At 65.6% G+C, this 16,814-nt stretch carries 14 protein-coding genes; 10 read left to right on the plus strand and 4 right to left on the minus strand.

Annotation, left to right across the window (positions count from 1 at the left end; genetic code table 11):
* Positions 1-3: 3 nt before the first annotated feature.
* The gene (locus VUG52_RS04035) at positions 4-144 is read left to right on the plus strand and encodes a DUF2474 domain-containing protein (RefSeq protein ID WP_036986195.1); all 141 of its coding nucleotides are present in this window, start codon (positions 4-6) and stop codon (positions 142-144) included.
* 91 nt (positions 145-235) lie between these two features.
* Here VUG52_RS04035 and VUG52_RS04040 read toward each other — a convergent pair whose 3' ends face one another.
* Positions 236-1,360 carry a methyltransferase gene (locus tag VUG52_RS04040; protein WP_050706928.1) on the minus strand — a complete coding sequence of 375 codons (1,125 nt, stop codon included), beginning with the start codon at positions 1,358-1,360 and terminating at the stop codon, positions 236-238.
* 78 nt (positions 1,361-1,438) lie between these two features.
* Positions 1,439-2,143 carry an autoinducer binding domain-containing protein gene (locus tag VUG52_RS04045; protein WP_050706922.1) on the minus strand — a complete coding sequence of 235 codons (705 nt, stop codon included), beginning with the start codon at positions 2,141-2,143 and terminating at the stop codon, positions 1,439-1,441.
* 216 nt (positions 2,144-2,359) lie between these two features.
* On the opposite strand from VUG52_RS04045, the gene VUG52_RS04050 reads away from it, so the two are divergent.
* Positions 2,360-3,136 (plus strand): ferredoxin--NADP reductase, encoded by a 777-nt coding sequence (locus VUG52_RS04050; RefSeq protein ID WP_050706921.1) that lies wholly within the window; start codon positions 2,360-2,362, stop codon positions 3,134-3,136.
* Between the two features lie 68 nt (positions 3,137-3,204).
* Here the strand turns inward: VUG52_RS04050 and mscL are convergent, their stop codons facing one another.
* Complete coding sequence (mscL, locus tag VUG52_RS04055; protein ID WP_050706920.1) at positions 3,205-3,618, minus strand: large-conductance mechanosensitive channel protein MscL; 414 nt, start codon at positions 3,616-3,618, stop codon at positions 3,205-3,207.
* Between the two features lie 179 nt (positions 3,619-3,797).
* On the opposite strand from mscL, the gene radA reads away from it, so the two are divergent.
* The 8 genes from radA (at position 3,798) to VUG52_RS04095 (ending at position 14,987) form a co-directional block, all read left to right on the plus strand.
* Positions 3,798-5,165, plus strand: coding sequence for a DNA repair protein RadA (radA, locus tag VUG52_RS04060; protein WP_050706919.1), 1,368 nt, complete (start codon positions 3,798-3,800; stop codon positions 5,163-5,165).
* Between the two features lie 72 nt (positions 5,166-5,237).
* The gene (locus VUG52_RS04065; protein WP_050706918.1) at positions 5,238-5,741 is read left to right on the plus strand and encodes an RNA polymerase sigma factor; all 504 of its coding nucleotides are present in this window, start codon (positions 5,238-5,240) and stop codon (positions 5,739-5,741) included.
* Positions 5,742-5,809: 68 nt separating this feature from the next.
* Positions 5,810-6,799: a FecR family protein gene (locus tag VUG52_RS04070; protein ID WP_050706917.1), complete on the plus strand. Its 990-nt coding sequence runs from the start codon at positions 5,810-5,812 to the stop codon at positions 6,797-6,799.
* A 204-nt stretch (positions 6,800-7,003) separates the two neighbouring features.
* The gene (locus tag VUG52_RS04075; RefSeq protein WP_256206022.1) at positions 7,004-9,673 is read left to right on the plus strand and encodes a TonB-dependent receptor; all 2,670 of its coding nucleotides are present in this window, start codon (positions 7,004-7,006) and stop codon (positions 9,671-9,673) included.
* Between the two features lie 82 nt (positions 9,674-9,755).
* Positions 9,756-10,373: a heme acquisition protein HasA gene (locus VUG52_RS04080; RefSeq protein WP_331832462.1), complete on the plus strand. Its 618-nt coding sequence runs from the start codon at positions 9,756-9,758 to the stop codon at positions 10,371-10,373.
* 169 nt (positions 10,374-10,542) lie between these two features.
* On the plus strand, positions 10,543-12,309 hold the full coding sequence (locus VUG52_RS04085) for a type I secretion system permease/ATPase (protein ID WP_331832463.1): 1,767 nt from the start codon (positions 10,543-10,545) through the stop codon (positions 12,307-12,309).
* Between the two features lie 4 nt (positions 12,310-12,313).
* Complete coding sequence (locus VUG52_RS04090; protein ID WP_331832464.1) at positions 12,314-13,645, plus strand: HlyD family type I secretion periplasmic adaptor subunit; 1,332 nt, start codon at positions 12,314-12,316, stop codon at positions 13,643-13,645.
* Between the two features lie 4 nt (positions 13,646-13,649).
* A complete protein-coding gene (locus VUG52_RS04095; protein WP_262952558.1) occupies positions 13,650-14,987 on the plus strand; it encodes a TolC family outer membrane protein in 1,338 nt (445 codons plus the stop codon).
* A gap of 210 nt (positions 14,988-15,197) precedes the next feature.
* On the opposite strand, the gene VUG52_RS04100 is transcribed toward VUG52_RS04095, so the two are convergent.
* Positions 15,198-16,715 carry a nucleobase:cation symporter-2 family protein gene (locus VUG52_RS04100; RefSeq protein ID WP_050706911.1) on the minus strand — a complete coding sequence of 506 codons (1,518 nt, stop codon included), beginning with the start codon at positions 16,713-16,715 and terminating at the stop codon, positions 15,198-15,200.
* Positions 16,716-16,814: the final 99 nt, after the last annotated feature.

The following is a 16,814-nucleotide window of genomic DNA, read 5'->3' on the forward strand; positions in this document are numbered from 1 at the left end:
GTGATGAACGTCGAAGAGAAAAAGCCGCTGTGGCAACGCCTGGGTTGGCTGGTGCTGATCTGGGGGCTGAGCGTGGCGGCGCTTGGGGTGGTGGCTTATGGCATGCGCATGTTCATGAGTGCGGCAGGCCTTAGTACTCACTAGGTTGCAAGGGCTGCCTTGCAGCCCGATCGCGGGGCAAGCCCGCTCCTACAGTACCAGTAGGGGCGGGCTTTTTTCGTTTACTTGAGGGCGCTTATTTACGGGCTTTGAGCACCACGAACTTCGGCGTCGCCGCCACCTGCTCGACCCCTCGGAACAGCCGCGCCAGCTTGCTGTGATAGCCCAGGTGGCGGTTGCCGACGATGTACAGCGCCCCACCGACTTCCAGCGCCTCCCGGGCCTGTTGGAACATGCGCCAGGCGAGGAAGTCGCCGACCACCTGTTGCTGGTGGAATGGCGGGTTGCACAGCACCACGTCCAGCGATTGTTTCTCCTGGCCGGCCAGACCATCCGCGGCCCTGATCGTCACTTCGCGCCCGCCCAGCGCCGCCTGCCAGTTCTCCCGTGCCGACTGCACCGCCATGTACGACTCGTCGACCAGAGTGAACTGCGCATCCGGGTTGGCCAGGGCGCAAGCGATCGCCAGCACGCCATTGCCACAGCCCAGATCGGCGACCCGGACGCGGCCCAGGTCCCGTGGCAGGTGTGGCAGGAAGGCGCGGGTGCCGATGTCCAGGCCTTCGCGGCAGAACACGTTGGCGTGGTTGAGCAGTTCCAGGGCCGGGCTGTCCAGAAGGTAGCGGCTGGGGTAGGGGGAGCGTGCGGCCGGGCGTTCGGCGACGGTGGCGATCAGCAGACGGGCCTTCTTCTGCGCCAGCGAAGCCTGGACCGGGCCGATGTACTTCTCCATCAGGTCGCCGGCGGCGCGGGGCAGGTGCTTGATCATGGCCCCGGCGATCACCTGGGCGCCGGGCGCCAGTTGGCCCTGCAGGCGGATCAGCTGTTCCTCGAGCAGGGCCAGGGTCTTGGGCACGCGCACCAGCACGCGGTCGAACGGGCCTTGGAAGGTCTCGCTGGCCGGGATGAAGGGCACGCTGTCGAACGGCTTGCCGTTACCCGCCAGGTTCTTCTCCAGGGCCAGGTGCGCCAGGTGCGAGTCGCCGCTGCTGCTCACCTGCACATGCCCTGCGAGGCTCGCGGCCAGGGCGCCGAAGCTGTCGTTGAGCACCAGCACCTTGCAGCTCGCCTGCGGTGCCTGGGCGGCCAGGTGTTCCAGCAGGTACTGGTCGGCGGCGTCGAAGGCCAGCAGCGGGTCGTTGGCCTGGGCCGGCTGGCGGATCAGGTCGAGGTCGGCGAAGGGGCTGTTGAACAGGGGCATGGCGTACGGCTCAAGGTGGTGCTGGTCATCGCGGGGCGCGATGGACATGAGGTACGCGATTCTACAGATTTCGAGCCATTATCTGGGACTGATCTGTTTGGATTCGATCAGCTTGGCGACGGCATGGGTTTTATTGGCGGCGTTTGTCTTCTCGATGGAACTGCGGATATGGAAGTTCACAGTGCTGGTCGATAAACGCAGGATCTTGGCAATGTCCTCGGCAATTTTGCCTTTCGCGCACCAGTCCATCACTTCCAGTTCACGCACGCTGAGTCCGTAGAGGTGAGTCAGGTGATATTCGCTGAGCAGCGAGTGCAACGTGTTGCACAGCCACATCGTCGCAGCGCACTTTTCGTAGTGTTCTTCGTCGTCGATGGCGCGGGAACGCCGGGACACGCTCAAGTGGCTTTCGTTATGCCGCAGGTCATGCGTTGACTGGGTCCAGCCGTAGGTCAGCCCGTGCGCATGAGCTTCCTCGCGCAGGTGTGGGACGTCGCGGAAGAGATCGTCGCTCCAGACAAAAGGCAGCTCGCCAAGGTGGCACTTTAATATTGTCGGATCCATACTGATGAAATTCTCGTTCTGGTAACGATCATTCCAGCTTTTGGGGTAGTTATTGTAGAGAATTACCTGTGGACCCTTGGCGCAAGCATGCAGATGCAGCGTCAGCCCCAGATACTCCATGTCGAGCTTCTGTATCAGGTCCACGGCGCATGCGAAAATCTGCTTGGGCTCGCGCTCGTCCAGCAATTGCTGGAGATCTTCCGTCTTCCAGTGTGGCATCGATGAAGCTCCCTTCTGCTTCTCGCTGGATCCAATGTAGGTAACGCACGAAGCGAAGTGTAGGAAATCCCCTAACTCTGTGCTGGGTTTTTTTGTTATAGCTGGCGTATTTTCTTAGCTGATTGCGCGCAGTCCCAGGCGATACCTTACAAACCGACGGTGTTTATCTCCGCTGCTTTGCGCGACACTACGCGCATCTGTTCCATGGAGCCCGTCATGACCGCCAGCGCCGACAAATATACCCGCCAGACCCTGCTCGACGTCCAGCCCCTGACGCCCAACCTGTTTTCCCTGCGTGTTACCCGTGATGCCGGATTCCGCTTCCGCGCCGGGCAGTTCGCCCGCCTGGGCGTGAGCAAGGCCGATGGCAGCGTCGCCTGGCGCGCCTATTCCATGGTCAGCGCGCCCCACGACGAGTTCCTCGACTTCTTCTCCATCGTGGTGCCGGGAGGCGAGTTCACCAGTGAGCTGAGCCGCCTGGGCGAGGGCGACACCCTGCTGATCGACCGCCAGGCGTTCGGTTACCTGACCCTGGACCGTTTCGTCGGTGGTCGCGACCTGTGGCTGCTGGCCACCGGCACCGGCATTGCGCCGTTCATGTCGATCCTGCAGGACTTCGAGGCCTGGGAGCGCTTCGACAACATCAAGCTGGTGTACTCGGTGCGCGAGGCGAAGGAGCTGGCGTACGTGGACGAGATCGCCGCGCTGGAGCAACGCGACTACCTGGCGGAGTTCGCGGGCAAGTTACAGTTCATACCTGTGGTCACCCGAGAGCAACATCCGGGCGCATTGAATGCGCGGATCACCACGCTGATCGAGAACGGTGAGCTGGAAAAGGCGGCGGGGCTTGAGCTGTCGCCGGAGCATTCGCGGATCATGCTGTGCGGCAACCCGCAGATGATCGACGAGACGCGCAAGGTGCTCAAGGCGCGTGACCTGCAGCTGAGCCTGAGCAAGCGGCCGGGGCAGGTGGCGGTGGAGAACTACTGGTAAGGCACAACAGCGCCTGTTGGATCGTCGTCACTGGGGCCGCCGCAAAGCGGCCCCAGCCGTTTTGTGCTTCAGGGCTGGCGGTTCTGCGCCTTGAGCAGGTCGCGAATCTCGGTCAGCAGGGTTTCCTCGGCGCTTGGCACTGGCGGTGCGGTCGGTGCCACGGCCTCTTCGCGCTTGAGGCGGTTGATCACCTTCACGCCCATGAAGATGGCGAAGGCGACGATGATGAAGTCGAGGATGGTCTGGATGAATTTGCCATAGGCCATTACCACTGCCGGCACATCGCCTTCGGCGGCCTTGAGCGTGATCGCCAGGTCGCTGAAGTCCACGCCGCCGATCAGCAGGCCGATGGGGGGCATGATCACGTCGCCGACAAAGGAAGAGACGATCTTGCCGAACGCCGCGCCGATGATGATACCTACCGCCATGTCGACGACATTTCCCTTGACCGCGAAGGCCTTGAATTCACTGAGCATGCCCATGCTGTATTCCTTTGTTACGAATGGAGAGAGGTAAACGCAGTGTAAGCCACTAAAACGCTTCATGCGTGACGTTCGCAGCTACAGACTGTGTTTAGCGCGAATAGTTTGGTCGCCCGCCGCGGCCTCCGGGACACGTCCGTGTTCGGCTATCATGGCGGTTTTTTCCAGGAGACCCGCCCATGGCCAAGGCCAAGCGTTTGTATGGCTGCACAGAGTGCGGCGCGACCTTCCCCAAATGGGCCGGCCAGTGCGCTGACTGCGGGGCCTGGAACACCCTGGTCGAGACCATGATCGAGAGCGGCGGCGCCGCGGCGCCGAGCGGACGTGCCGGCTGGACCGGGCAGCAGGCACAGATCAAGACCCTGGCCGAAGTCAGCGTCGAGGAGATCCCGCGCTTCACCACCAGCAGCACCGAACTCGACCGCGTGCTCGGCGGAGGCCTGGTGGACGGCTCGGTGGTGCTGATCGGCGGTGACCCGGGGATCGGCAAGTCCACCATCCTCCTGCAAACCCTGTGCAACATCGCCACGCAGATGCCGGCGCTCTATGTCACCGGCGAGGAGTCGCAGCAGCAGGTGGCCATGCGTTCCCGGCGCCTGGGGCTGCCCCAGGACCAGCTCAAGGTCATGACCGAAACCTGCATCGAGACCATCATCGCCACCGCCCGCCAGGAAAAACCGCGAGTAATGGTCATCGACTCGATCCAGACTATCTTCACCGAGCAGTTGCAGTCGGCCCCGGGCGGTGTCGCCCAGGTGCGCGAGAGCACGGCGTTGCTGGTGCGCTACGCCAAGCAGAGCGGCACGGCGATCTTCCTGGTCGGCCACGTCACCAAGGAAGGCTCGCTGGCCGGGCCTCGGGTGCTCGAGCACATGGTCGATACCGTGCTGTATTTCGAGGGCGAGTCCGATGGCCGCCTGCGCCTGCTGCGCGCGGTAAAGAACCGCTTCGGCGCGGTCAACGAACTGGGTGTGTTCGGCATGACCGACCGTGGTCTGAAGGAAGTCTCCAACCCGTCGGCGATCTTCCTCAATCGCACCCAGGAAGAAGTACCTGGCAGCGTGGTCATGGCCACCTGGGAAGGTACCCGGCCGATGCTGGTGGAGGTCCAGGCATTGGTCGACGACAGCCACCTTGCCAACCCGCGACGGGTGACCCTGGGCCTGGACCAGAACCGCCTGGCCATGCTGCTGGCGGTGCTGCACCGGCACGGCGGTATTCCCACCCATGACCAGGACGTGTTCCTCAACGTCGTTGGCGGCGTGAAGGTGCTCGAAACCGCCTCGGACCTGGCGTTGCTGGCCGCGGTCATGTCGAGCCTGCGCAATCGTCCGTTGGCCCATGGCCTGCTGGTGTTCGGCGAGATCGGCCTGTCGGGCGAGGTGCGCCCGGTACCCAGTGGCCAGGAGCGCCTGAAAGAGGCGGCCAAGCATGGCTTCAAGCGCGCCATCGTGCCCAAGGGCAATGCGCCGAAGGAAGCGCCCGCCGGGTTGCAGGTGATTGCCGTGACCCGTCTGGAACAGGCGCTGGATGCACTCTTCGAATAATGCTGTTTCTTGCAAGTGATTCTCAATAACCAGTAGCATACCGCCACCTTGCGACCACCCCATGGAGAGCGTGTGGCGGAGTTCGACCTCAAGCGGCTGTTCACAAAGCACGCGAAAAATCTTCAGGGCCTGCTCTCGCGCAAGGTGCGCGACCCGCAGCTGGCGGCCGACTTGGTGCAGGACAGTTTCCTGCGCCTGGCCGAGCAGCAACGTCACGAGCCGATCGAAAACGCCCAGGCCTACCTGTACCGCACGGCGCACAACCTGATGATCGATCACGTGCGCCAGCAGCAGCGGCGCAAGACCGACACGGTGCCCCATGAAGCCTTCGAGGCGATCGTCGAGGACGGCCCCGGGCTCGAGGAGCAGGCCGTGCGCGAGCAGCACCTGCGTCGCCTGCAGGCGATCCTCGGCGAGCTGCCTGAACGCACCCGGGAAATCTTTCGCCTCAACCGCCTGGAAGGCATGACCCACGCCGAGGTCGCCCGGCACCTGGGGATCTCCGACAGCTCGGTGCAAAAGCATCTGGCCAAGGCCCTGGCCTATGTGATGCAGTGCCTGCAGGAAACCGAATGACCAACGGTTTACTGACAAATGCCGCCTCAGACGTCAGCCCAGACATAACCAGATCGCGAGAGAACCGTGTGAGCAGCCAGAACGAGCAAGCCATCCGCGAGCAGGCCGCCGAGTGGGTGGTACTGCAGCAGGCCGGTCCCCTGGGCCCGGCGCAGCAGCACGCCTTGGACCAGTGGTGCGCCAGCGATCCCCGGCACGCCCGTGCCTATGGGTTCGCCCAGGCCACCTGGGCTGACCTTGGGCTATTGGCAAGCTTGCCCGCCGTCTCGAGCGCTCGCCCCACGACTCCCCTCCAGGGCAGCCCGATGCGGCGACGGCGGCCTCGGTTGCGCCGGGCTGTCGCCAGCGCGGCGGCGCTGTTGCTGGCCGTGCTGGCCGTGCAGCAAGGGCCGCAGGCCTGGCTAGGCTGGCGCGCGGACTACCTCACGGGTATCGGCGAGGTGCGTCGGGTGACCCTGCCCGATGGCAGCCAGGTCGAACTGGACAGCCGCAGCGCCGTCCAGCTTGCCTTCGACGATCAAGAACGCCGCGTGCGCCTGTTGTCCGGTGAGGCCATCTTCACTGCCGTACCGGTCACGTCCCGGGACGCACGCCCATTCGTGGTCGAATACGCCGGGGCTACCAGCCGCGCCCTCGGTACACGCTTCGTGGTTGGCGCGGCGGGTGAGGGGGGCTGGGTCGGCATGCTGGAGCACAGCGTCGCGGTCGACCTGCAGGTGCCGCCGTTGCAGGGGCAGGCCAGTCAGTTACTGGAGCAGGGCGAGAGCCTGCGCTATGACCAGCACAAGGGGGTACGACCCTGGCCGGGTCACGATCTGCGGCGAGCCACGGACTGGCAGCGCGGCGTGCTGGTATTCGAACGCCAGCCGCTCGCCGAGGTGGTCGCCCGGCTCAATCGCTACCGTGCAGGCCGGCTGGTAGTCGCCAGTGACGCACTGGCCCGGCGTGAGGTCAGCGGCGTATTCCGCCTCGACCAGCTAGGCACCGCCCCGGTGGTGCTCGGTGACGAGCTCAAGGCCCGGCTGATCAAGCTTCCAGGCTTGGCCGTGCTGTACTGAATGCGGCTTCGGCAAAATACTTTCAATTTTATTTACTGACTTTTCCTGCGCAGCACGTCTGATTGTTGAGATTGATTTTCATTACTAGAAAACGCCAACAACGGACGAGCAACCGCAGTGAGCACGCCACGACAACAACCCTTGCGCCCTCTGGGCCGCCTCGCCCTGGCCGGCAGCCTGGTCCTGGGCAGCTGTGCATTGCCGATGGGGATCGGCCAGGCACACGCCGCCGATTCGCCAAGCATCGCCAGCCGCAACCTGGTGCGTTTCGATATTCCGGCCCAGTCGCTCGACAGCGCGGTACTGGCCTACGCCGAGCAGTCCGGTGTGCAGGTGTTCTTCGACAGCCGCAAGCTGGCCGGCCTGCGCAGCGAAGGGCTGCAGGGCAGCTACCCGGCCGAAGAGGGCCTGCGCCAACTGCTGCGCGGCACGCCAGTACGCTACCGCTTCAGTGCCGCCGGGCAGGTCGGCCTGGAGCGAATCGTCCAGGACGGCGAGGCGCTGGAGCTGGGCGCGACCCATGTCGATTCGCAGCGCGATGGTGATTGGGTGTACCAGACCCCGCGATCGGTGAGTGTCATTACCCGTGAGCAGATCGAGCAGCGCGCCCCTCGTCATGCCGCCGACCTGCTTGAGCAGACCCCAGGCGTGTATACCGCCGTCAACCAGCGTGATCCCGGATTGTCGGTGAACATCCGCGGCGTGCAGGACTATGGCCGGGTCAATATGAACATCGACGGCATGCGCCAGAACTTCAACGTCAACGGCCACCAGCAGCGCAACGGCGTGATGTTCATCGACCCGGAGTTCATCCAGGGTGTCGAGATCGACAAGGGCACCTCGGCCGGCATGGGCGGTGCCGGGGTGATCGGCGGCATCGCCAGCTTCAACACCGTCGATGCCCGTGACCTGCTCGGGCCGGGCAAGGAGATCGGTGGTCGCCTGCGCGCCGGCCACGGTATCGGCGAGTTGGGCAACGGCACCTACTTCAATGGCAGTGCACTGTTCGCCGTCGGCAATGAAGCCGGCGATATCCTGCTTGGCCACAGTGAGCGGCATTTCGGCAACTACCGCAGCGGTACGCAGAACGCCGACAACCTGGGCACGCAGATCCGCGGCAAGCTGGAGAATCGCGAGGCCTGGAAGAGCTGGCTGCATGGTGAAGTGGGAGCGATGGACAGCGTGACCCGCTCACAGCTGTTCAAGCTCGGCCTCAACTTCGCCGACGACCAGCGCCTGCAGTTCAGCTACATCGAGACCGACACCGACAGCAAGGACGCCTGGACCTACAACGACAGCAACGCCAACCGCTATTACTACCGGGTCACCGGCACCAACGACATCAATGCGAAGAATGCCGCACTGGACTACAGCTTCACCCCGGACAACGACCTGATCGACTTCAAGGCCAAGCTGTACTACGTGACCACCCGCCAGGACCGTTGGAACGCCGACAACCTGTCCAGCGCCGCCACCGGCAACCGTGTCGAGGCCTACACCGACCGCTTCCAGACCGACACCTGGGGCCTGCAGCTGCAGAACACCTCGCGTTGGCACCTGGGGCAGGCTGATACCCTGAGCTTCAACTACGGCACCGAGTTGTTCCAGGACAGCTTTCGCCCCAGCACCGAGCGCGTCGCCGCGGCCAACGAGGTGGAGTCGCTACCCTACGTGCAGGGCGCCAACCCCAAGGGCAAGCGGGTGATGGCCAGCCTGTTCGGCAAGCTCACCTACGAGCATGACGATTGGCTCACCCTGGATGCCGGGCTGCGCTATGACCGTTATCGCCTGAGCGGCAAGACCGGCGTCACCACCTGGATGTACCCCGAGGGCGTCACCGAGGTCGGCCTTACCCGCCAGCAGACCCACATGATCTTCGACGAGGATACCGAGGAGGGCCGCTTCTCACCGACCTTCGGCATCGCGCTCAAGCCCGGGCCGGACTGGTTACAGGTCTACACCCGCTGGGGCCGTGGCTGGCGCCCGCCAGCGGTGACCGAAGTGTTCATGAGCGGCCGTCCGCATGCCGGCGGCAGTGCCGAGATGGTCTACCCCAACCCGTTCCTCAAGGCCGAGGAGTCGCACAACTGGGAGCTGGGGCTGAACATCTTCAAGGAGTCGCTGCTGCACGACGGCGACCGCTTCGGCGCCAAGGTCGCCTACTTCGATACGCGCATCGACAACTTCTCGTTCCTCGACACCAATGTCTCGCTGCCCGGCAGCAGCGTGGCAGGCATCGCCCTGGGCCGTTCGGCCTACCAGAACAACCTGGAGACCACGCGCTTTCGCGGCGTGGAATACAGCCTGGACTACGATGCCGGTGCCTACTACGGCCAGCTCAGCTACACCCACATGATCGGCAGCAACGAGTTCTGTTCCAACCAGTTCTACATGGGGGGCGCACAGCGTCTGGTCAGCGCCGGCACCGTCATGCGCCCGGTGCGGGTGGGCAGCCGCATCATCATGCTGCCGGTGCGCGTATCACGCGCCGAGGGCGCCGCAGACACCAACAGTATCGTCAGTTGCGGCGACATCATGGGCAACGCTTCGTACATGCCCGCCGACCGTGGCGCCCTGACCCTGGGCATGCGCCTGCTCGAACGCACCCTGGATGTGGGCATGCGCGTGCGCTACAGCGAAGGCAACGGCGAGAACCTCAAGAGCCATACCTACAACCAGATCGACCAGGCCCAATGGCCGCAGTACACGGTCTACGACCTCTACGCCAGCTACTGGATGACCCCCAGCCTGAACCTGGCCCTGTCGTTGGAGAACGCCACCGACGAGGCCTACTTCGTGGCCATGGGCGACGGCAACAACCTGTCGCTGGCCCGCGGCCGCACCTTGAGCGGCATGCTCGAGTACCGCTTCTGAACCAACCGGGTTTGCCCATTTCGGGCGACGCGAAGGCACGGAACGCGCCTTCGTCATCACTGTGCAACAACGAGGAACCGTCATGACCCTTTCCGTTAACTACGACGCCGCCTTCGCCAGCTCGACCGTCGACGACTACCTGGCCTTCTGGAGTGCCGGCTTCGTCACCGCCGGCCATGGCTACAGCAACACCGGCGGCTTCAGCAACGGCACCTTCGATGGCGACCAGTACGCCACCCACGGTCGCAACAACTCGGACTACGCCTTCATTGCCGACAGCGACAGCGCCAACGGTCTGCACTATGTGTTCGACCCGTCCAAGGCCCCGGGCGACAACCTCAACCACTACCTGTGGGGCTCGCTGGACAACGTCTCCCTGGGTGAAGTGCTCGGTGGCGGCAGCGGCAGCGACTTCAGCCTGGGCAACTACGTGGTCAGCTTCAACGGCCTGGATCTGGACGCCGCGCAAGGCGCCGGGCGTGCCGGCAACGAAGTGCAGAGCGTGATCTACGGCCTGATGCAGGGCAACACCTCGGCCCTGGAAGGCGTGCTGGACAACCTGCTGGCCGGTTATGGCGTCTCCACCAACAGTACCTTCGCCGAGATCGGTGCGGCCCTGGCCGCTGGCCCGGCCCACGCCGCTGCCGCCGAAGCGGTCGGCGTGCAGGCGCTGCCCGAGGATCTGGCCCTGGCGACCTGAGCGCAGGCATGAAAAAGCGAATGGAAGGTCACCCCGCCATTCGCTGATCTGATGCACTTACCCCGCAGCCCGTGTCTTTGCCGGGCCCAGGCTGCGGCGGTGCGAATTCTGTGGCGACGACAGGGCGAATGCAATCACCGGTCGGCGCCTTCTATGAGGTTTCCAACAAATGCGAACCGCTCCCGCCGCGGCCAACGAAGTGCTGCGGGCGCTCAGGGCCTGCCGTGCCGGGCTTGGCAACGTTGCGCTGTTCACCGCGGTGATCAACGTGCTGATGCTGGCCCCGGCGCTGTACATGCTGCAGGTCTACGACCGGGTCCTGTCGTCGCGCAACGAGATGACCTTGCTGATGCTCAGCCTCATGGTGCTCGGGGTGTTCGCCTTCATGGGCCTGCTGGAGTGGCTGCGCAGCCAGGTGGTGATCCGCCTGGGCACGCGCATGGACATGGACCTCAACCCACGGGTGTTCCAGGCCGCCTACGAGGCCAGCCTGGCCGGGCACAAGGGCGCCGCGGGGCAGATGCTCGCCGACCTGACCGCGCTGCGCCAGTTCGCCACCGGCCAGGCCCTGTTCGCGTTCTTCGACGCGCCGTGGTTCCCGGTGTACCTGCTGGTGATGTTCATGTTCAGCCCATGGCTCGGCCTGATGGCGCTGCTGGGGGCGGTGCTGCTGACGCTGCTGGCCTGGGTCAACGAGCGCCTGACCCAGGCGCCGTTTGCCGAGGCCGGGCAGCTGTCGCAGCAGGCCGGCCTGGAGGCCAGCGCCAACCTGCGCAACGCCGAGGTGATCGAGGCCATGGGCATGCTGGCGCCGGTGCGCCAGCGCTGGGCGCGCCTGCACCATGGCTTCCTGGCCCGGCAGAACCTGGGCAGCGAGCGTACCGCGGCGGTTACCGCGCTGACCAAGACCGTGCGCCTGGCCCTGCAGTCGCTGGTGCTCGGCCTGGGGGCCTGGCTGGCCATCGAGCAGTTGATCACGCCGGGGATGATGATCGCCGGTTCCATCCTCATGGCCCGGGTGCTGGCACCCATTGACCAGTTGATCGGTGCCTGGCGCCAATGGAGTGGTGCGCGCCTGGCCTATCAGCGCCTCAGCGAGCTGCTGCGGACCCAGCCGCCGCGCCCGGCGGGTACGCCGCTGCCGGCGCCGCTCGGCAAGCTGACACTTGAGCAGGTGGGGGCGACGCAGCCGGGCAGCAGCCGTCTGTGCCTGAACAACCTGGGCTTCGAACTGCCTGCGGGTGAGTCACTGGGGATCATCGGTCCGTCCGGCTCGGGCAAGTCGACCCTGGCGCGGCTGCTGGTCGGCGCAGTTGCCCCGGCGAGCGGCAAGGTCCGCCTGGATGGCGCGGACCTGAGGGTCTGGGACCGTGGCGCGCTGGGCCAGCATATCGGTTACCTGCCCCAGGACGTGCAGCTGTTCGCCGGCAGCATCGCCGACAACATCGCCCGGCTCGGCGCGGTGGATGCCCAGCAGGTGGTGGCCGCGGCGCAGCTGGCGGGGGTGCACGACATGATCCTCAAGCTGCCGGGAGGCTATGACACGCTGCTGGGGGAAAGCGGGCTGGGCCTGTCCGGCGGCCAGCGCCAGCGCATCGGCCTGGCGCGGGCGTTGTATGGGCTGCCGGCGCTGATCGTGCTCGACGAGCCCAATTCCAATCTCGATGAGGCTGGGGAGCAGGCGTTGGTCGAGGCCCTTGCCAGGCTGCGCGAGCACAAGCGCACGTTGATCCTGATCACCCACAAGTCCTCGCTGCTGGCCGGCCTGGACAACCTGCTGATGCTCAAGGGCGGCCAGTTGCAGGCCTTCGGCCCCACCGCCCGGGTGCTGCAGGACGCACAGCGGGCCGCCCGGCCGGCTCCCGCCCCCGTCGGGCCATCCTCCACACGCAACCCTATCGGCCTGAGCGTCACCTTCGGCCAGCCAAGAGCCTGACTTCATGAGCGTACACGCCCTCTCCACGCAAAAGACCGAGGCGAGCCTGCTCAGCCTCGACGAACACCGCCCGGGCCGGGTGGGCCGCTGGCTGGTGCTGGCAGGTTTCGGCGGTTTCCTCCTGTGGGCCGCGCTGGCGCCGCTGGACAAAGGCGTGCCGGTCAGCGGCAGCGTGATGGTCGCCGGTAGCCGACAGGCCGTGCAGCACCCCACGGGCGGGGTGATCGAGCAGTTGCTGGTGCGTGACGGCGACACGGTGAGCGCCGGTCAGGTCGTGCTGCGCATGGACCCGACCCAGGCCCAGGCCCAGGTCGGTTCGCTGCGGGTGCAGTACGTCAACGCCCGCGCCGCCGAGGCGCGCCTGCTGGCCGAGCGCGATGGCAGGGCTTCGATCGACTTCCCCCAAGGCCTGCGTGACCAGGCTGCCAGCGCCTGGGTGGCCACGGTGCTGGAGAGCCAGCGGCAACTGCGCAGCAGCCGCGCTCAGGCGCTGGAGATGGAGCTTGGCGGCCTGCGCGAGAGCATCGCCGGCGCCGAAGCCTCGTTGCAGGGCCTGCAAGGCTCGCTGGCCAGCAAACAGGCCCAGCGTGACGCGCTGGACGAGCAACTGCGCGGCCTGCGCGAACTGGCTCGGGATGGCTACATCGCCCGCAATCGCCTGCTCGACAGTGAGCGGCTGCTGGCCCAGGTCAACGGCTCGATCGCCGAGGACTTCGGCAGCATCGGCCGCACCCAGCGCCAGGTGCTGGAACTCAAGCTGCGCATCGGCCAGCGCCAGCAGGAGTACCAGAACGAGGTGCGCCAGCAGCTCGCCGAGCTGCAGGCCAGCGCCGAGGACCTGGACAACCGCCTGCGCAGCGCCGAATTCGAGCTGGCCCATACCCAGGTGCGGGCTCCCGTGGCCGGCACGGTGGTTGGTCTGAGCGTGTTCACCAACGGCGGTGTCATCGCCCGTGGCCAGCAACTGATGGAGATCGTGCCGCGCGATGCGCCGTTGCTGGTCGACGCCCGCGCTTCGGTGGACATGGTCGACCGCCTGCGCCCGGGGCTGCCGGTGGAACTGATGTTCGTCGCCTTCAACCAGAGCACCACGCCGCGGGTGGATGGCGAGGTCACGTTGGTTTCGGCCGACCGCCTGCTCGACGAAAAGACCCAGCAGCCCTACTACCAGGTGCGCATCAAGGTCAGCGAGCAGGGCCTCGGGCAATTGGCCGGCCTGGATATCCGCCCGGGCATGCCGGTGGAGGCCTTCGTACGGACCGGCGAGCGCTCGATGCTCAACTACCTGTTCAAGCCACTGGCCGACCGGGTGCATGTCGCCCTGGCCGAGGAATAAAAGGATGTCAGTGTTTTTGCGTGCCGTCTGCCCGCTGCTGTTGTTGACCAGCCTCTCGGCCCAGGCCCTGGACCTGGGCGATGCCTATGCCCTGGCGCTGCGCAATGATCCTACCTGGCAGGGTTCGATCGCCGAGCGCGAGGCCGGGCTCGCGAACCTGGCGATCGGTCGCGCCGGCCTGCTGCCGAGGCTGTCGTATCGCTACAACCGCGCCCGCAACGATTCCGAGGTGACCCAGCGCAGCCAGTTCGGCGATGTGACCACCCAGCGCGACTACCGCAGCTACAGTTCGACCCTGACCCTCGAGCAGCCGTTGTTCGATTATGCCGCCTGGAGCGATTACCGCCGTGGCGTGGCCCAGGCCGCCCTGGCCGACGAGCGCTATCGCGGCCGTGGCCAGGAGTTGATGGTGCGTCTGTTCGGCGCCTACAGCGAAGCGTTGTTCGCCAACGAGCAGATCGCCCTGGCCCAGGCCCAGCGACGCACCTACGCCGAGCAGCTGACTCTCAACGAGCGACTGCTCAAGGGCGGCGAGGGCACCCGTACCGATGTACTGGAAACCCGCGCACGCTACGAGCTGGCCCAGGCCCAGGAAATCGAGGCTGGCGACAATCTCGATGCGGCGCTGCGCGCCTTGCAGGCGATCATCGGCGAGCCGGTGGCGGTCGAGGACCTGGCACCGATGACCGGCGATTTCCGTGTCCAGCCACTCACGCCCACGCGTTTCGAGCCCTGGCGCGACCTGGCCGTCGCCCACAACGCCGAGCTGGCCAGCCAGCGCCATGGGCTGGAAGTCGCCGAGCAGAACATCGAGCGGCAACGGGCCGGGCACCTGCCTTCGTTGAGTGCCTATGCCAGCAAGGGCATTTCCAGTTCCAGCTCCGAGAGCAGCTACAACCAGCGTTACGACACCGACAGCATCGGCCTGCAGTTGAGCGTGCCGTTGTTTGCCGGGGGCGGTGTACAGGCGTCGGTGCGCCAGGCCCGGGCCCAGCGTGATGCCGCGGGTTTCGAGCTGGATGCGCAGTTGCGCGACACGCTCAACCAGCTGCGCCGGCAGTTCAACCTGTGCGCCAGCGGCACGGCGAAGATCCGCGCCTACGACCTGGCGGTGAAGGCGGCCTCGGCCCTGGTGCAGGCCACGCGCAAGAGCGTGCGGGGAGGGGAACGGGTCAACCTCGATGTGCTGGACGCCGAGCAGCAGCTGTTCGGTGCCCGGCGCGACCTGGCGCAGGCACGCCATGAGTACCTGCGGGCGTGGTTGCAGTTGCGCTATCTGGCGGGAGTGCTGGAGGCGGGGGACCTGAATGTGTTGAACCGGTACTTCGTGGCGCACGGCTAGGGCGACTCAGCGGATCGATCGTGGGAGCGGGCTTGCCCCGCGATGGCGTCCTGTCAGGAAGTGATGTTGTACCGACAGACCGGATCGCGGGGCAAGCCCGCTCCCACAGTGCCCGCATCCCACAGTGCCTGCTCGCGCACATGCTCGAGACGAAAAAAGGGAGCCGACGATGCGCGTCGGCTCCCCCTCGATGACCGTCCAGGTCAGCGATCAGTGCTCGGCAACCGCCTTGCGCCTGGGCGCCTCGTTGCCGTGCTCATCCAGCTCCAGTACCGGAACCTCGTTGCCGTCGGCGTCGAACAGCTTGCCGTCCTTGAAGTAGTCGCCATCGCGCAGGGCCGAGATGTCCGAGTACTGGATGGTGCGCTCGTAGGCCGCGGCGAACACCGACTGGTTCTCCGAGTTGCCGGTGGTGAAGTGGTTGAAGATCAGGTTCAGCAGGATGGCCATGATCGCCGCCGAGCTGATGCCGGAGTGGAAGATGGTTTCGAACCAGCTCGGGAAGTTGTGGTAGAAGGTCGGCGCCGCGATCGGGATCATGCCGAAGCCCAGCGAGGCGGCGACGATGATCAGGTTGACGTTGTTCTTGTAGTTGACCTTGGACAGGGTACGGATGCCGCTGGCCGCCACGGTGCCGAACAGCACGATGCCCGCGCCACCCAGGACCGGGGTCGGTACCGCGGCGATGACCCGGCCCATGATCGGCAGCAGGCCCAGCACCACCAGGATCACCCCGCCGGTGGCCACCACGTAGCGGCTCTTCACCCCGGTCACGGCCACCAGGCCGACGTTCTGGGCGAAGGCGCTCTGGGTGAACGAGCCGAAGATCGGCGCCAGGATGCTCGACGCCATGTCGGCGCGCAGGCCATTGCCCAGGCGCTTGGAGTCGACCTTGGTGTCGATGATCTCACCCACCGCGAGGATGTCCGCCGAGGTTTCCACCAGGGTCACCATGATCACGATGCACATCGACAGGATCGCGGCGATATGGAAGGTCGGCATGCCGAAGTGGAACGGCGTGGGGAAGGCGAAGATCGGGCCTTCGGTGACCTTGCTGAAGTCGGTCATGCCCAGCGCCCAGGCAATCAGGGTGCCGGCGACCATGGCCAGGAGGATCGACAGGCGCGAGATGCTCGCGCTGCCCAGCTTGCTCAGCAGCAGGACGATGGCGAAGGTCAGCCCGGCCAGGCCGATGTTGGCCACGCTGCCGAACTCCGGCGAGGCGCTGTTGCCGCCCATCACCCAGCGTGCGGCCACGGGCATCAGGGTCAGGCCGATGGTGGTGATGACGATGCCGGTGACCAGCGGCGGGAAGAACTTGGTGATGCGCGAGAACACCGGGGTGATCAGGAAACCGATGAGCGAAGCCGCCATCACCGCGCCCAGCACCGAAGGCAAGCCGCCACCGCTCTGGCTGCCGAGGATCGCACCCATGGTCGCCACGCCGGCGAACGATACGCCCTGCACCAGTGGCAGCTGGCAACCGAAGAACGGCAGGCCAAGGGTCTGCAGCAACGTCGCCAGGCCCCCGGCGAACAGCGAGGCGGCGATCAGCAGGCCGATTTCCGCCGGGGCCAGGCCGGCGGCCTGGCCGAGGATCAGGGGTACGGCGACGATCCCTCCATACATGGTCAGGACATGCTGCAGCCCGTAGGCCAGGTTGGCGCCAAGGCCGAGGTTTTCGTCCTCGGGGCGCGGGGCGGGAGACGTGCTGGGGGACGTGGTCATTGGAGCAGGCTCTCTGTTTATTGTTGTGCCGCTACTGTAGACAACTACCACAAAAAATTGCCACAAAAATTGTATACAAAGTTTTGATCGTAGCGACGG

Source organism: Pseudomonas sp. LH21 (genome assembly GCF_036549575.1).
In the GTDB taxonomy this organism is placed as follows: Bacteria; Pseudomonadota; Gammaproteobacteria; order Pseudomonadales; family Pseudomonadaceae; genus Aquipseudomonas; species Aquipseudomonas peradeniyensis.